Below are 14,640 nucleotides of genomic sequence, written 5' to 3'. Positions count from 1 at the left end.
TCATGCGGACACCGGCCAGGCGGACGGCTGCGCGAGGTCGCCGGGATGCGCGTGCATCACGTCGCCCAGCCACGCCACCGGATCGTCGTCTTCGAGCCGGTAGCCCCACAGGGCCACGATCGACGCCATGCCCGCCGCGCGTGCGGCGACGATGTCGCGCGCGTCGTCGCCGACGTACGCGCAGGCCTCCGGCGCCACCTCGAGGATTACGGCCGCGTGCAGCAGCGGCAGCGGGTGCGGCTTGCGCTCCGCCAGCGTGTCACCGCCCACGAGCACCGCGCAGCGGTCCTGCCAGCCGAGCTGGGGCAGGATGCGCCGCGCCAGCCCCTCGGGCTTGTTGGTCACGATCCCCCAGCGCGTACCGGCTCGCTCCAGTGCGGCCAGCATCGGTTCCACGCCCTCGAACGGCGCGCCATGGCGCCCCAGCTCCTCGCCGTAGACCGCGAGAAACTCGGGGACCAGCGCGACGATGCCGTCGGTGTCCAGTTCGGGAAATGCGACCGATGCCATCGCACGCGCGCCGCGCGACACCACCGGCCGGATCCGGTCGAGCGCGAGGGGGGCGCGACCCCGTACCTCGAGCATCCGGTTGACGGTGGCCAGCATGTCGGGCGCGCTGTCGAGCAGGGTGCCGTCGAGGTCGAACAGCGCGACGGCCGGAAACCGGTCCGCGTCCCTCATGCCGGCTTCCGCGCCCAAGCCAGGTAGTTCACGTCGGTGCGCGAGACCAGGCGTGCGCCATTGCGCCACGGTTCGTACATCAGGCCGCTGACGTCCTCGAGCTGCAGACCGGCCGCACGCAACCAGCCGGCGAGCTCGGACGGCTTGATGAAGGCGGCGTACTGGTGTGTCCCGCGTGGCAGCAGGCGTGCCACGTACTCCGCACCGACGATCGCCAGGGCGAAGGCGGCCGGCGTGCGGTTGAGGGTGGAGACGACGAGCTGGCCACCCGGTCTGAGCAGCACGGCACAGGCCTCGAGGATCGCGGCCGGATCCGGCACGTGCTCCAGCATCTCCATGCAGGTGACCACGTCGAAGCTGGCCGGGCGCTCGGCGGCCAGCGCCTCCACCGACTGCACGCGGTAATCGACCCGCACGCCGCTTTCGAGGCCATGCAGGCGAGCCACCTTGACCAGGTCCTCGGCCAGGTCGATGGCCGTCACCTTCGCGCCGCGCCGGGCCATCGCCTCGCTCAGCAGCCCACCGCCGCAGCCGACGTCGAGGACGGCGGTGCCATCGAGCTGGACGCGATGGGCCACATACTCGAGGCGCACCGGGTTGAGTGCGTGCAGCGCCTTCTGCGGGCCGTCCGTGTCCCACCAGCGGTTGGCCAGCGCGCCGAACTTGTCGAGTTCGGCCTGGTGGAAGTTGTCGCGTGGTGCGGAGCCGTGGGGGGTGGTCATCAGTCAGACACCGGTGCGGATATGGGAGATGCGCTCGCGCCACTGGCGGGCGTTGGCGCCGATCGCGTCGAGATCCAAGTCCACCAGTTGCCGGTCGCGCAGCTTGCGCTGGCCCGCGATCCAGACGTCGCTGACCTGGTGGCGGCCGGTGGCGTAGATCAGCTGGGAGACGACGTGGTGCAACGGCTGGGTTTCCACCGGCGACAGGTCGACCACGATCAGATCGGCCTGCTTGCCGGGCGTCAGCGAGCCGACCAGATGGTCGAAGCCGATCGCCTTCGCGCCGCCCAGCGTCGCCGCGCGCAGGGCGGTGAACGCGTCGAAGCCCGCCGCGTCGTTGGCCACCGCCTTGGCCAGCAGCGCCGCCGTACGGGTCTCGCCGAACATGTCGAGATCGTTGTTGCTGGCGACGCCGTCGGTGCCGATCGCCACGGTCACCCCGGCGCGGGCCAGGGCGCAGGCCGGGCAGAAGCCCGACGCCAGCTTGAGGTTCGATTCAGGACAATGCACCACGCTGACCCCACGTTCGGCGCACAGGTGGATCTCGCCCTCGGTGAGCTGGGTCATGTGCACGGCGATCAGGCGGTCGTTGACCAGGCCCAGGCGGTCCAGGCGGGCGATCGGTCGTTGGCCGTGCTCGTCGATCGACTGCTGAACCTCCTGGGCCGTCTCGTGCAGGTGCAGGTGCACCGGCAGGTCGAGCTGGTCGGCCAGCATGCGCACGCGCTCGAAGTTGGCATCGTTGACCGTGTAGGGCGCATGCGGCGCGAAGGCCATCGCGATCAGCGGATCGTCGCGCCACTGGTCGTGCACCGCGCCAGCCTTGTCGAAGTACTCGTCGTCGCCGGCTGCCCACGCAGTGGGGAAATCGATGACCGGAAGCCCGATGCGCGCGCGGAAGCCGTGCTGTTTGTAGACCGCCGCCTGCACGTCCGGGAAAAAATAGTTCTCGTTGACGCAGGTGGTGCCGCCGCGCAGCATCTCGGCCAGCGCCAGGGTGATGCCGTCGGCGACGAACGCCGGTCCGATCACCGCCCCCTCGATGGGCCAGATGTGCTCCTGCAGCCAGACCTTCAGTGGCAGGTCGTCGGCGATGCCGCGCAACAGCGTCATTGGGTTGTGGGTGTGCGCGTTGACCAGGCCCGGCAGCACCGCGGACTGCAGGCGTGACACCGTCTCCTGCGGTGCGAACCGCTGGCGCGCCTCGGCGATCGGCAGGACGGCGACGATCTCGCCGCGATGCACTGCGACCGCGTGGTCGTCGAGCACCACTGCGTGCGGTTCGACCGGCACCACGTGCGCGGCCTCGATCAGCAGGTCGATGGATTGCGGGCTCGCGTCGTGCATGTTCATTCGTCCTCGGGGGCCTGGGTCCAGAAAAACCCGTTCTCCAGCGCGTCCACGTCGTAGCGCGTGCCGTCGTAACGCACGATCCGGCTGGCGCGGCGACGCACCAGCCGGTCCTCGTCGCCGTCGGTGGTTTCGATCCGTGCCACGTCGGCGGTCACGCGCAGGTCGGCGAAGCCGTGGCGCCTGCCGCGCTCGACGCCGATGGTGAACGCTGCTTCCTCGGTCACCAGATGCTGGCCTCGCGCCCAACTGCAGGGTTCGCCCCGCACCCGGGTCCAGAAGTCCATGTGCGAAGCGAAGACGGGCCGCAGCGCGCGGCCCTCCCGCACGTACAGCGTCAGCTCGTCGTTGAACCGGCCGTCGGGGCAACTCGGCCCCGGCGCCGAACTGCGCAGCACCACGCCGAAGGCACGCGTGCCTTGGGCGAGGTCGTAACGGGCGGTATCCAGCAGGACCCCGCCTTCCAGCAGCGCGAACGCCGCGTCCTCGCCGATCTCGCGCTCGTGCACCGCCAACACGTCGGAGGACTGCGCATCGAGCATCGCGATCACCAGGCGAAGCGCGCGCTCGCCGATCGCAGTCTGGCCGGGCGGCGCGTAGGCGACCGCCGCCAGCGCGAGCGATTCGTCGTAAGGCCACACCCGACAGGCCTGCGCGACGATCGGCGCGTCGTGGCCGGTGGGCAGCAGTCCTCCGGTGCCCAACGCGTAGATCGTCTGCAACGGGCAGGCATCGCGGGGCGGGACCGGCTTCGCTGCATGTGCGCCGATCGCCGTCGACAGGAGCGCGAGCGCCCCCGCCCCCAGCCACCGGCGCACGCGAACCATGCTCACTTCACCCGGCTGACGTACTCGCCCGAGCGGGTGTCCACCTTGACGATCTCGTCCTGACCCACGAACAGCGGCACGCGCACCACGGCGCCGGTCTCGAGCGTCGCCGGCTTGCCGCCGCCACCCGAGGTGTCGCCACGCACGCCCGGATCGGTCTCGGTGATCTTGAGTTCGACGAAGTTCGGCGGCTGCACCATGATCGGCGTCCCGTTCCACAACGTCACCACGCACTGCTCCTCGCCCTTGAGCCACTTCTCCGCGCCGCCCATGCCGGACTTCTCGGCCTGGACCTGCTCGAAGGATTCAGGATTCATGAAGTGCCAGTACTCGCCGTCGCTGTAGAGGTACTGCATGTCGGTGTCCATGACATCCGCCACCTCCAGCGAGTCGGTCGCCTTCATGGTCAGCTCGACCACGCGGCCCGTCTTGATGTTGCGGTACTTGATGCGTGTGAACGCCTGGCCCTTGCCCGGCTTGACGTATTCGGTGTCGGTGATGACGCAGGGATCGTTGTTGACCAGGATCTTCTGGCCGTTCTTGACGTCGTTCATGCCATAACTGGCCATCATCTGCTCCTGCTGGCCGGCGCCGCCGGCGGCTACACTACGGGGTTTACCGGCCGCGGCGTGCGCGGACGGCTCTACGGATCCAATCGCACATGATACCCGCAGCCTCCGCGCCCATGCAGCCACGCCGCTGGCAGCAACTGTGGCGCGATGCCGTCCGCGACCCGACCGAGCTCGTGGCGATCCTGGGTCTGGAGGACGCCATCCCGGACCTCTCGCCCGTCGCCGCGGCCCAGTTCCCGCTGCGTGTCCCGCGCGGCTTCATCGCCCGGATGCGCCACGGCGATCCTCACGACCCGCTGCTGCGCCAGGTCCTGCCGCTCGACGCCGAGCTGCGGCCCGTACCCGGGTTCACGCTGGACGCGGTCGGCGATGCTGCGGCCAAGGCCGGCCACGGGGTGATCCACAAATACCGCGGCCGCGCCCTGCTGGTGGCGACCGGCAGCTGCGCGGTGCATTGCCGCTACTGCTTCCGCCGCCATTTTCCGTATGCCGAGGAGACCGCCGCGGCCGGCGCGTGGACCGGGGCGCTCGAGGTGATCCGGCGCGACCCGTCGATCGACGAGGTCCTGCTGTCGGGCGGCGATCCGTTCTCGCTCGCGACACCGAAGCTCGCCGAATTGACCGCGGCGCTGCGCACGATTCCACATGTCCGCCGGCTGCGCATCCACACCCGGCTGCCGATCGTGCTGCCGGAACGGGTCGACGTGGAACTGTGCGAGTGGCTGGCCGCCCTGCCCTGGCCGGTCGTGGTGGTGGTCCACGCCAATCACGCCCGCGAGTTCGACGCGTCGGTGGACAACGCGATGCGCCGGCTGCGCGCCGCCGGCGCGGTACTGCTCAACCAGGCGGTGCTGCTGCGCGGGATCAACGATTCGCTCGAGGCGCTGCAGGCACTGTCGGAGCGCTCGCTCGAGGCCGGCGTGCTGCCCTACTACCTCCACCAGCTCGACCGGGTCGCCGGCGCGGCGCATTTCGAGGTGGACGACGCACGGGCACTGGCATTGCATGCCGAGCTGGTCGCGCGGCAGTCGGGATATCTGGTGCCGCGTCTCGTGCGCGAGGTCGCCGGCGACCGCTCCAAGCGCCCGCTGCAGGCCATGGACGATGGACGGATTCCGCCCCCCGTGGCATAACGCCGGTCTCTGATTGGAGCCCTTGATGTCGACCGAAGCCGACTCCGCCCTGCGCCTGATGATCGTCGACGACCGGGTCGAAGACGCGGAAGCCATCGTCTCCGGGCTGCGCAACGCCGGCATCGCCGTGCGCCCCTCCCGGCCCGAATCGGACGAGGAGCTCGGCAGGCTGGCCGCGAACCAGACCATCGACCTCGTGCTCGCGGCGCGCAATGCGACCCTGGTCCCCTTTGCCCAGGTCATGCAGCGGGTGGCCGAAACCGGTCGCGACCTGCCCGTCATCGCGCTCGTCGATGCGCTGGACGAGGCGGCCTACGTCGAGTCCATCCTGGCCGGCGCGCGTACGGTCGCCCTGCGCCATGCCCCGCAGCAGCTGCTCACCAGCGTGCGCGAGGCGTGGACCGACCGCGACGCCCGCCGCAACCTGCGCCGGCTCGAGGCACGCGTGCGCGAGACCGAACGCCGCTGCGATGCGCTGATCGACTCCTCGCGCGATCCCATCGCCTACATCCACGAAGGCATGCACATCCGCGCCAATGCGGCGTACCTGGAGATGTTCGGCTACGAGCAGTTCGAGGACATCGAAGGCATCTCGCTGTTGGACATGGTGGCGCCGCAACACGTCGAGTCCTTCAAGGCGCTGCTCAAGTCGCTGGCCAAGGGCGAGCCGCCGCCGCCGCGGCACGAGATCGAGGCGCGCGACATCGATGGCAATGCGTTTCCCGCGGCGATGGAGTTCACCACCGCGCAGTACGAGGGCGAACCCTGCCTGCAGGTGGTGTTCCGCCGCCGCGAACTGATCGATCCCGATCTCGCCCTCGAGCTCGAGGAGCTGCGGCACCGCGACCAGGTGACCAACCTGCTCAACCGGCCGGCCTTCCTGCGGGCGCTGGAAGATGCCGTGGACGGGGCCGCGCAGGCCGACCGGCAGTACGGCTTCCTGATGATCGAGCCCGATCACCACCACCAGCTACTGGCCGACATCGGCCTGGACCACGCCGACGACCTGCTGGCCGCTGCCGCCTCGCGCCTGCAGTCGATGCTCGGCGACGGCACCACCGCTGCGCGTTACGCCGGCCATACCCTGGCGGTGCTGCTGCCGGGCCACGACTACCACGCCACCGCCGCGGCGGCCGAACGCATCCGCGAAGGCTTCGCCGCACATGTGTTCGAAATCGACGACCGGTCCAGCGTCATCACCGTCAGCGTCGGCGGCGTGCAGGTGGGCGAGAAGATCGCCAATGTCGGCCAGGTCCTGGCGCGGGCGACCCGCGCGCTGGAATCGGCGTCGGGCACCGGCGGCAACCGCAGCGAGATCTTCGACCCCAGTGCGACCGACCGGGTCGAGGAGGAGCGCATCCAGGCCTGGGTGACCCGCCTGCGCGGCGCCCTGGACGAAGACGGCTTCCTGCTCCACTACCAGCCGGTGATCAACCTGCAGGGCGACACCGCCGCAGTGTACGAAATCCTGCTGCGCCTGGACGGCGGCGACGGGGAGCTGATCGCGCCGGGCACGTTTCTGCAGATCGCGGAAGACAACGGCATGCTCGCCGAGATCGACCGGTATGTCGTGGGCCGCGCGATCGCCGCCATCGGCCAACGTCTGCGCGAACACCGGCCGACGACGCTGATGGTCAAGATCAGCCAGGCGTCGCTGGACGGCGATGCCCTGCCGGCCTTCATCGGCGAACAGCTGGCCGCCCACCAGGTGCCGGGCGAGTATCTGGTACTGCAGTTGCCCGAGTCGAAGGTCTTCACCCACCTCAAGGCGACGCAGGCCTTCGCCGAGCGCATCGGCCGCTTCGACTGCCGCTTCGCGCTGGAGCAGTTCGGCGTCGGCCTGGACTCGTTCCAGCTGTTGACCCACCTGCAGCCGCACCTGCTCAAGCTCGACCGCAGCTTCACCGACGACCTGGCCGGCAATGCCGAGAACCAGGAGCGCATCGCCGAGATCGCGCGCCGGGCCCGCCAGATCGGCATCCGTACGATCGCCGAGTTCGTGCAGGATGCGGCCAGCATGTCGATCCTGTTCGGCGCCGATATCGACTACGTGCAGGGCAACTTCCTCGCCCCTGCCGGCCCGGTGATGAACTACGACTTCGAGTGAGCCCGGGCGCAGGCCGCGCATCGTGTCGGGGCTCCAGGCCCGCGACTTCGTGGCGAAGACGCCCGCCATGCGGCGGGCGTTTCAGGCGCCGGCAGGCCTCTCAGGCGAGGAACCCCTGGCGGACAGCGCGGTCGTCGACAGGCGCCTCGCGCAGGGCCCGGATCCGCTCCTCGAGCGGCGGGTGGCTCATCATCAGACGGCGCAGCCCGCCACCCACGCCACCGCTGATGCCGAAGGCCGCGACCTGCTTGGGCAGGGTGCTGTGGCCGTAGGTCTGGCCCAGCCGCTGAAGTGCGGCGATCATCTTCTCGCGACCCGCGAGGCGGGCGCCGCCCTCGTCGGCACGGAATTCGCGATGCCGCGAGAACCACATCGCGATCATCGAGGCGAACAGGCCGAAGATCATGTCCAGCACGAACACCACGGCGAAGTAGCCGATCCCGCCACCTCCGTTGTCGCGACCGCCGCTGAGGTAGCCGTCGACGACACGGCCGACCACGCGGGCCAGAAAGATCACGAACGTGTTCAACACGCCCTGCATCAGGGTCATCGTGACCATGTCGCCATTGGCCACGTGCGCGACTTCGTGCGCGAGCACGGCTTCGGCCTCGTCGCGGGTCATCCCGCGCAGCAGTCCCCTCGATACCGCGACGAGCGACGCGTCGCGCCGCGCGCCGGTGGCGAAGGCGTTGATCTCCGGAGCGTCGTATACCGCCACCTCGGGCATCCGGATGCCGGCCATCTGCGCCTGTCGCTGCACCGTGGCGAGCAGCCAGCGCTCGGTGTCGTTGCGCGGCGCCGTGATCACCTGGGCGCGGGTGAAGCGCTTGGCGGACCACTTCGAGATGGCCAGCGAGAAGAACGCGCCGCCGAAGCCCAGCAGCGCGGCGAACACCAGAAGTCCGCCGTAGGTGGCGGGACTCACACCGAGCACGGCCATGACGATGCTGACAAGTGCCAGCACGGCGAGATTGGTGGCGATGAGCAGGGCGTAACGCTTGATCATGTGCAGTCCGTCGGTCGCAGTGCCTGCGCGCAAGGCGGAACACGCGCGCCCCTCCGATCTGCGAGCAGAGGCATGCGATTTCAATTCCGCGCGTCTCACGCGCGATGCGGAACGCGGTCTGGATTCACCGGACAGACAGCTGCCGGGCACGCGCGGGTATCGTGGCGGCCCGGCGCATGCTGACGGGCGCCGCGTCGAGCGATCCGCAGCAGACGCACGACACCCTGCCCTGCGGGCGCTTCGCGCCCTCGCCCACCGGACCGCTCCACGCGGGCTCACTGATGGCGGCGCTCGGCAGCTGGCTGATGGCGCGTCGCGATGGCGGGCTGTGGCGGGTGCGGATCGAGGACGTGGACCGGGTGCGCGAGGCGCCGGGCGCCGCAGCGGCGCAGCTGGCGATGCTCGAAGCCTGCGGCCTGCAGTGGGACGGCGCGCTCGTGCGCCAGAGCTCGCGGGACGCACTGTATCGCGCGGCGCTGGAGCGCCTGCTGGCGGCCGGCCACGCCTTCGTCTGCCATTGCAGCCGCGCGGACCTCGCAGCGAGCGGCGGCCGGCATCGCGGTCGCTGCGTGGCCGGACGCGTGCGACCGGATCCCGCGGTGCGCTTCCGTGTACCCGACGGCTGCCACGTGGCCTTCGACGACCGGGTGCGTGGACGCGTCGAGCAGGCCGTCGACCGGGAGGTCGGGGACTTCGTCCTCAGGCGCGCCGACGGACTCTGGGCGTACCAGCTCGCGGTCGTCGTCGACGACGCGGACCAGGGCGTCACCGACGTCGTGCGCGGCGCGGACCTGCTCGATTCGACACCGCGGCAGATCCTGCTGCAACGCAGCCTCGGCCTGCCGACACCGCGTTACGCGCACCTGCCGCTGCTGCTGGACGAAGCCGGACGCAAGCTGTCGAAGTCACACGCGGCGCTGCCGGTCGACCCGGCGCGGCCACTTGCTGCACTGGCCGCCGCCTGGGCGCAACTGGGCCAGGTGACGCTACCGCCGATCTCCGAGGTGCATGCGTTTCTAGAAGCCGCGTGTGCAGCATTCGAGCCTGCGCGCATCCCCGCACGCGATCATCGCTTGTGCGTTGCACCATGATGCGGTCATCGAGCTTGTCTAGACTGGGGCGAGCATCGCCACGGCGGCCATGCGCCAAAAGGAGGATCGAATGAACGCACGCGTCGCACTGGTGACCGGTGGAACGGGTGGGATCGGCACGGCGATCGTGCGGCGGCTGGCGGACAACGGCTACCGCGTGGCCACCAATTACCGCAACGAGGACAAGGCCCGCGCCTGGCAGAACCAGCTCAAGGACGAGGGCTACGACATCGCGATCGCGTCGGGCGATGTGTCGGATCACGTCGAAGCCGAACGCATGGTCCGCGACATCGAGGCGCAGCTCGGTCCGGTCGACATCCTGATCAACAACGCCGGCATCACCCGCGACGGCACCTTTCACAAAATGCAGCCGGCGCAGTGGCACGACGTCATCAACACCAATCTCAATTCGGTCTACAACGTCACCCGTCCCGTCATCGAAGGCATGCGCGAGCGCAAGTGGGGACGGATCATCCAGATCAGCTCGATCAACGGGCTCAAGGGCCAGTACGGGCAGGCGAACTACGCCGCCGCCAAGGCGGGCATGCACGGTTTCACCATTTCGCTGGCGCGCGAGAACGCCAAACTCGGGATCACCGTCAATACGGTGTCGCCGGGCTACGTGGCCACCGACATGGTGATGGCGGTGCCCGAAGAAGTGCGCGCCAAGATCGCCGCCGACATTCCGACCGGCCGTCTCGGGCGGCCCGAGGAAATCGCGTACGCGGTGAATTTCCTCGTGGCGGACGAAGCGTCGTGGATCACCGGGTCCAACCTCGACATCAACGGCGGCCACCACATGGGCTGGTGAGCCTGGGCCGCGCACCGTGGCGGCTGCGGCGGCGCCCGCCGTCCGCGAACGTCGCGGTGCGCGGCCGGTCCTGCCCATTCAGCACTTTGTTGCAGTTGCACGACTACCGGGGCTGGGCCATGCTGCGCGGCACCAATGTCCAGAGTGTTGGCTTCATGAGTGCAATGCGCATCATCAAGAAGTACCCGAACCGTCGGCTCTACGACACGGAGATTTCGAGCTACATCACCATCGAGGATGTCCGCCAGTTGATCGTCGACGGCGAGACGTTCGAGGTGCGCGATGCCAAGAGCGGTGAGGACCTGACCCGCTCGGTGCTGCTGCAGATCATCGCCGAACACGAGTCCGACGGCGAGCCCGTGCTGTCGACCCAGTTGCTGAGCCAGATCATCCGCTTCTACGGCGATTCGATGCAGGGTTTCATGGGCAGCTATCTGGAACGCTCGATGCAGGTGTTCCTCGACCAGCAGCAGCAGTTCCGTCAGCAGATCGGTGGTCTGATCGGGCAGACGCCCTGGACCATGATGAACCAGCTCACCGAGCGCAATCTGGAAATGTGGAAGGACCTCCAGAAGACCATGCTCGGCAGCATCAAGACGCCCGGTCCAGGCGACAAGCGCGGCCGCTGAGCGCGCGCCGCCGCGTACGGCGTTGCACCCCGTCCACGCACGGTGACGTGCGACGCCGCCCTCTCCCGATCCGGACACGCCCACCATGCCCCCATCTCCACGGGTCGCCCTCGTCACGGGCGGCATCGGCGGTATCGGCAGCGCGATCTGCCTGCAGCTCGCACGCCAGGGCTGCAGGGTGATCGCCGCCGACCTCGTTCACGACGCCGCGCGCGCCGAGGCGTTCGGGGTCGCCATGCAGGGACAACCGGTCGAGACCGTGGCGCTGGATGTCGGTGACTACGACGCCTGCGCGGCCGTGGTGCAGGATGTGCAGGCCCGCCACGGCGCGCTGGACATTCTGGTCAATGCCGCTGGCATCACTCGCGACGGCACTCTGCGCAAGATGCAGCGCGCGCAATGGGACGACGTGATCCGGGTGAATCTCGACAGCGTGTTCAATCTCTGCCGGCACGCGGTCGAGGGCATGGTCGGGCGCGGCTTCGGGCGCATCGTCAACATCAGCTCGGTCAATGGCCAGACCGGGCAGTTCGGCCAGACCAACTACGCTGCGGCCAAGGCCGGCATGCACGGCTTCACCATGGCCCTCGCACGCGAGGTCGCGCGCAAGGGCGTGACCGTGAACTCGATCGCGCCGGGCTACATCGACACACCGCTGGTACAGGCGATGCCGGACGCGGTCCGTGCCGACATCGTGGCCACGATCCCGGTCGGCCGCACCGGCGTTCCGGACGACATCGCACGGACCGTGGCCTTCCTGGTCGCCGACGATGCCGGCTACATCACCGGCGCCAACCTGCCGGTCAACGGCGGCTTGTTCATGAGCTTCTGAGCCGGCCCTCGGCCGGCGCTCGCCCCGTCTCGGGGATCATGGTGCCAGCGCGACCCGCCCGGCGTCCTCGCAGAACTTGGCGCGATACTCCAGTGCCTTGGGCATCAGGCTCTGCAGGTTCTGGATGCGGGTGCCCGGATTGGGATGCGTGGACGAGAACTCCGGCGGCGCCTCGCCGCCGCTCGCGGCCGACATGCGTTCCCACAGCGGCACCGCCTCGCGCGGGTCGAAACACGCGGCGGCGGCCAGCATCAGACCGACCACGTCCGCCTCGGTCTCGTGCTTGCGCGCATAGGGCAACAGATAGCCGTAGCCCATCGCCGCCATCACCATCTGCTGCTGCTGCGGATCCATGCCGCTCATCGCGCCGGCCATCTGGCCGACCTGGGTCAGGCGCTGCTGGGCCATGCGCTGCGCACCATGCCGCAGCAGGGCGTGGGCGATCTCGTGCCCCATCACCACCGCCATGGCGTCCTCGTTCTGCGCCACCGGCACCAAGCCCGTGTAGACGGCCATCTTGCCGCCGGGCAGACAGAAGGCGTTGGCCTGGTCGGAATCGATGACATTGACCTCCCATTCGAAGGTCTCCGAAAACCGCGTGGGCTCAAGGCCGTTCTCGCGCGCGAGTTCGGCCTCCACCACCGCCACCTTGGCGATCAGCCGGTCGGCGATCGCGCGCACGTCGCGGGCCACCGGCGCGTCCTGCGGCACCGGCCGCTCCTGCCCGAGGATCTGCTGGTAGGCCTGCAGGCCCAGGGCCTTTTCATCCTCCACGCCCAACCCGCGATCGATCAGCACGGTCTCGCCGGTCACCGGATCGGTGGACCGGTTGGACATGTAGTAATAGGCGCCGTATCCGGCGAACAGCAGCAGGATGACGAAGCGCAGATTGATGCCGCGCCGAGGCGCCCGCCCCGGCGTGCGCCGGTCGCCACGGCCGAAAGGATCCTGTCTCATTGCATGCTCCGATGCCGGTGGCCGGCGGACGACTTAGAGGTCGCGGACGACCCGGAACCCGATTCTGGCATTGGTCGTGTCGACCTGTGCCAACGCCCGCCAGCTGGCCCGGGTCTGCGCGGGCGAACTGGCCCAGGAGCCGCCGCGGATCACCTGGTCGCGGCAGCCGGGATTGATCCATGCCGAGCCGTCTGCGGGCGCACGCCGGTAGGTTGCATGCCAGCAGTCGCCCATCCACTCGCTGACGTTGCCTTCCAGGTCGTGCACACCCCAGGGATTGGGCCGGAAGCTGCCCACCGGCGCCGGCCCCCAATGGCCGTCGCCGTAGCCGGCGAAGGCGTTGCCCCAGCGCCGCCCCGACGGCGAGCGGTCCAGGGCCCCGGTCATGTTGCCGCTGCCCTGCGGCGGCGTACCCTCGCCCCAGGGATAGCGCTCGCTGGTGCCGTTGCGGAATGCGTATTCGAACTCGGCCTCGCTTGGAAGCCGGTAGCGGCGGCCGCTCTGCGCGGACAGCCAGTCGGCATAGGCCTGCGCGTCGCGGGCGCTGACGTGCAGCACCGGCAGGGTGTCGGCCGCCGGCGCGCCCGCGTAGTCGGAGCGCCAGTCCACGTTGCTGCGGCGGAGGAAGTTGCCGGTCCGCTCGTCGTAGGCCATCGAGAACCCGCGCCGCACCGCGCGCGACTGGTAGCCCGTCGTCTCGACGAACCTGCGGAACTCGCCGACCGTGATCTCGCGTACGCCCATGGCGAAGCCGCGCTCGAAACGCACGGCGTGCCGGGGCCGCTCGTTGTCCTCGGCGTCCGCATCCCCGGGCAATGCGCCCATCATGAAGCCGCCATGCGGCAGCACGACCATCTGCGGACCACGCGCGCCGCCCTCGAGTGCATCGGTGAACACCTGGCCCGGGCGGAAATCGCCGTAGTGCACGGCGCGGTCGATCCGCTGGCGCAGATCGCGCGCGACCGGATCGCCCGGCTCGGCGATGGTGAGGATCTCCGCCAGGCGCTGACGCGCCTGGGCGACGCCATTGATCTTCGGAAGCGCCGCCACGCCCTCGTCGCGCAGCCGCTGGATGCGCGTGGCCCGCATGCGCTGGATGCGTTGCCGGGCATCGACCACGGTCTGCATGCCGGGACGGACCTCTGCGGCATGCGCCAGCCAGCGGGCTGCGGTCTGGAAATCGCCTTCGCTGCCGGCGACCTCGGCCCGCCGGATCAGTGCGCTTTCCACTGCGGCCAGGCCCTGCATCGCACGGGGCTGGCCGGGACGCAGCGCCGCCGCCTGCCGGAAACCGGCCAGCGCGCCGCCGCCGTCCTCGCCCAGCTCGCCCGCGTCCAGCGCGCGTTCGGCGGCGCGGTTGAGTTCCCACAGACGATCGCTTTCATCCACGCGCTGCAGGTAGGTCAGCACGTCGGGATCGTCCGCGGCCAGGAACCGGGCGACCGCCGCGAACTCGTGCGCCGCGCGCAGGCCGGCGATCGAATCGCCGGTGTCCGCCTCGTCCAGTGCCATCGTGCCGAGCGCCAGCAGACGGATCCGCGCCCGCCGCAGGCCGGCTGCCGCGGCGCGCTCCTCGCCGGAAATCGCCGAGAGCGCCAGATACAAAGGAATCGCCGACGCCGGTGTGGCATGCAGATCGTCGTCGCCGAGGGCCTCGGCCGCGCGCGCGCGCGCGTCGCCCTCGGCACCTTCTTCGATCCGTACCGGTGGAGGGGTCCAGTTGAGGTCCGCGATCACCAGGTCGTCGCCGGAGATGGTCACCTGGCCATCGCCGGACGGATCGACCGGCCCGGTCTGCGGCGCCTCGCGCCGGCAGGCGCCCAGCGCGACCATGCAGCAGAGCAGGACGACGAGGGGTCCGCGCAAACCGGGCTCCTGTGAAGGCATCGAACGAGATTAAGCCATCCCTCCTGCCACGGCGA

Annotated in this window: 14 protein-coding genes; 6 read left to right on the top strand and 8 right to left on the bottom strand. The window is 69.7% G+C overall.

Annotated features, from left to right (window positions below; genetic code table 11):
- From H0E82_RS15920 to efp, 5 genes are all read right to left on the bottom strand, one after another.
- Complete coding sequence (locus H0E82_RS15920) at window positions 1-681, bottom strand: phosphoglycolate phosphatase (RefSeq protein ID WP_180546425.1); 681 nt, start codon at window positions 679-681, stop codon at window positions 1-3.
- Window positions 678-1,403, bottom strand: coding sequence for a bifunctional 2-polyprenyl-6-hydroxyphenol methylase/3-demethylubiquinol 3-O-methyltransferase UbiG (gene ubiG, locus H0E82_RS15915; RefSeq protein ID WP_180546424.1), 726 nt, complete (start codon window positions 1,401-1,403; stop codon window positions 678-680). The genes H0E82_RS15920 and ubiG overlap by 4 nt, the downstream gene beginning before the upstream one ends.
- 3 nt (window positions 1,404-1,406) lie before the next feature.
- Window positions 1,407-2,750, bottom strand: a complete 1,344-nt coding sequence (locus tag H0E82_RS15910) for a TRZ/ATZ family hydrolase (RefSeq protein WP_180546613.1) — start codon at window positions 2,748-2,750, stop codon at window positions 1,407-1,409.
- Window positions 2,751-2,752: 2 nt separating this feature from the next.
- The gene (locus tag H0E82_RS15905) at window positions 2,753-3,475 is read right to left on the bottom strand and encodes a PA3715 family protein (protein WP_235974341.1); all 723 of its coding nucleotides are present in this window, start codon (window positions 3,473-3,475) and stop codon (window positions 2,753-2,755) included.
- Window positions 3,476-3,582: 107 nt separating this feature from the next.
- The gene (gene efp / locus H0E82_RS15900) at window positions 3,583-4,149 is read right to left on the bottom strand and encodes an elongation factor P (RefSeq protein WP_180546423.1); all 567 of its coding nucleotides are present in this window, start codon (window positions 4,147-4,149) and stop codon (window positions 3,583-3,585) included.
- A 92-nt stretch (window positions 4,150-4,241) separates the two neighbouring features.
- On the opposite strand from efp, the gene epmB reads away from it, so the two are divergent.
- Together epmB and H0E82_RS15890 are read left to right on the top strand one after the other, a co-directional pair.
- Window positions 4,242-5,285 carry an EF-P beta-lysylation protein EpmB gene (gene epmB / locus H0E82_RS15895; protein WP_180546422.1) on the top strand — a complete coding sequence of 348 codons (1,044 nt, stop codon included), beginning with the start codon at window positions 4,242-4,244 and terminating at the stop codon, window positions 5,283-5,285.
- A 25-nt stretch (window positions 5,286-5,310) separates the two neighbouring features.
- A complete protein-coding gene (locus H0E82_RS15890) occupies window positions 5,311-7,392 on the top strand; it encodes an EAL domain-containing response regulator (protein WP_219338555.1) in 2,082 nt (693 codons plus the stop codon).
- Window positions 7,393-7,492: 100 nt separating this feature from the next.
- Here the strand turns inward: H0E82_RS15890 and htpX are convergent, their stop codons facing one another.
- A complete protein-coding gene (gene htpX / locus H0E82_RS15885) occupies window positions 7,493-8,398 on the bottom strand; it encodes a protease HtpX (protein ID WP_180546421.1) in 906 nt (301 codons plus the stop codon).
- Between the two features lie 176 nt (window positions 8,399-8,574).
- Here htpX and gluQRS point away from each other — a divergent pair, with 176 nt between their 5' ends.
- The 4 genes from gluQRS to phbB (H0E82_RS15865) all read left to right on the top strand — a co-directional run bounded on the left by gluQRS (window position 8,575) and on the right by phbB (H0E82_RS15865) (window position 11,761).
- On the top strand, window positions 8,575-9,489 hold the full coding sequence (gluQRS, locus tag H0E82_RS15880) for a tRNA glutamyl-Q(34) synthetase GluQRS (RefSeq protein ID WP_180546420.1): 915 nt from the start codon (window positions 8,575-8,577) through the stop codon (window positions 9,487-9,489).
- Window positions 9,490-9,559: 70 nt separating this feature from the next.
- A complete protein-coding gene (gene phbB, locus H0E82_RS15875; RefSeq protein ID WP_180546419.1) occupies window positions 9,560-10,300 on the top strand; it encodes a beta-ketoacyl-ACP reductase in 741 nt (246 codons plus the stop codon).
- Window positions 10,301-10,455: 155 nt separating this feature from the next.
- On the top strand, window positions 10,456-10,929 hold the full coding sequence (gene phaR / locus H0E82_RS15870; protein WP_180546610.1) for a polyhydroxyalkanoate synthesis repressor PhaR: 474 nt from the start codon (window positions 10,456-10,458) through the stop codon (window positions 10,927-10,929).
- Window positions 10,930-11,014: 85 nt separating this feature from the next.
- Window positions 11,015-11,761, top strand: a complete 747-nt coding sequence (phbB, locus tag H0E82_RS15865) for an acetoacetyl-CoA reductase (protein WP_180546418.1) — start codon at window positions 11,015-11,017, stop codon at window positions 11,759-11,761.
- A gap of 36 nt (window positions 11,762-11,797) precedes the next feature.
- Here phbB (H0E82_RS15865) and H0E82_RS15860 read toward each other — a convergent pair whose 3' ends face one another.
- Window positions 11,798-12,718, bottom strand: a complete 921-nt coding sequence (locus tag H0E82_RS15860; RefSeq protein ID WP_180546417.1) for a M48 family metallopeptidase — start codon at window positions 12,716-12,718, stop codon at window positions 11,798-11,800.
- 33 nt (window positions 12,719-12,751) lie between these two features.
- Window positions 12,752-14,605: a formylglycine-generating enzyme family protein gene (locus tag H0E82_RS15855; RefSeq protein WP_425600351.1), complete on the bottom strand. Its 1,854-nt coding sequence runs from the start codon at window positions 14,603-14,605 to the stop codon at window positions 12,752-12,754.
- Between the last annotated feature and the right edge of the window lie 35 nt (window positions 14,606-14,640).

It is taken from the genome of Luteimonas deserti, from assembly GCF_013425765.1.
In the GTDB taxonomy this organism is placed as follows: domain Bacteria; phylum Pseudomonadota; class Gammaproteobacteria; order Xanthomonadales; family Xanthomonadaceae; genus Luteimonas; species Luteimonas deserti.
Note: the sequence above shows the minus strand (reverse complement) of the source record. Positions and strands in the feature narration are given on the sequence as shown.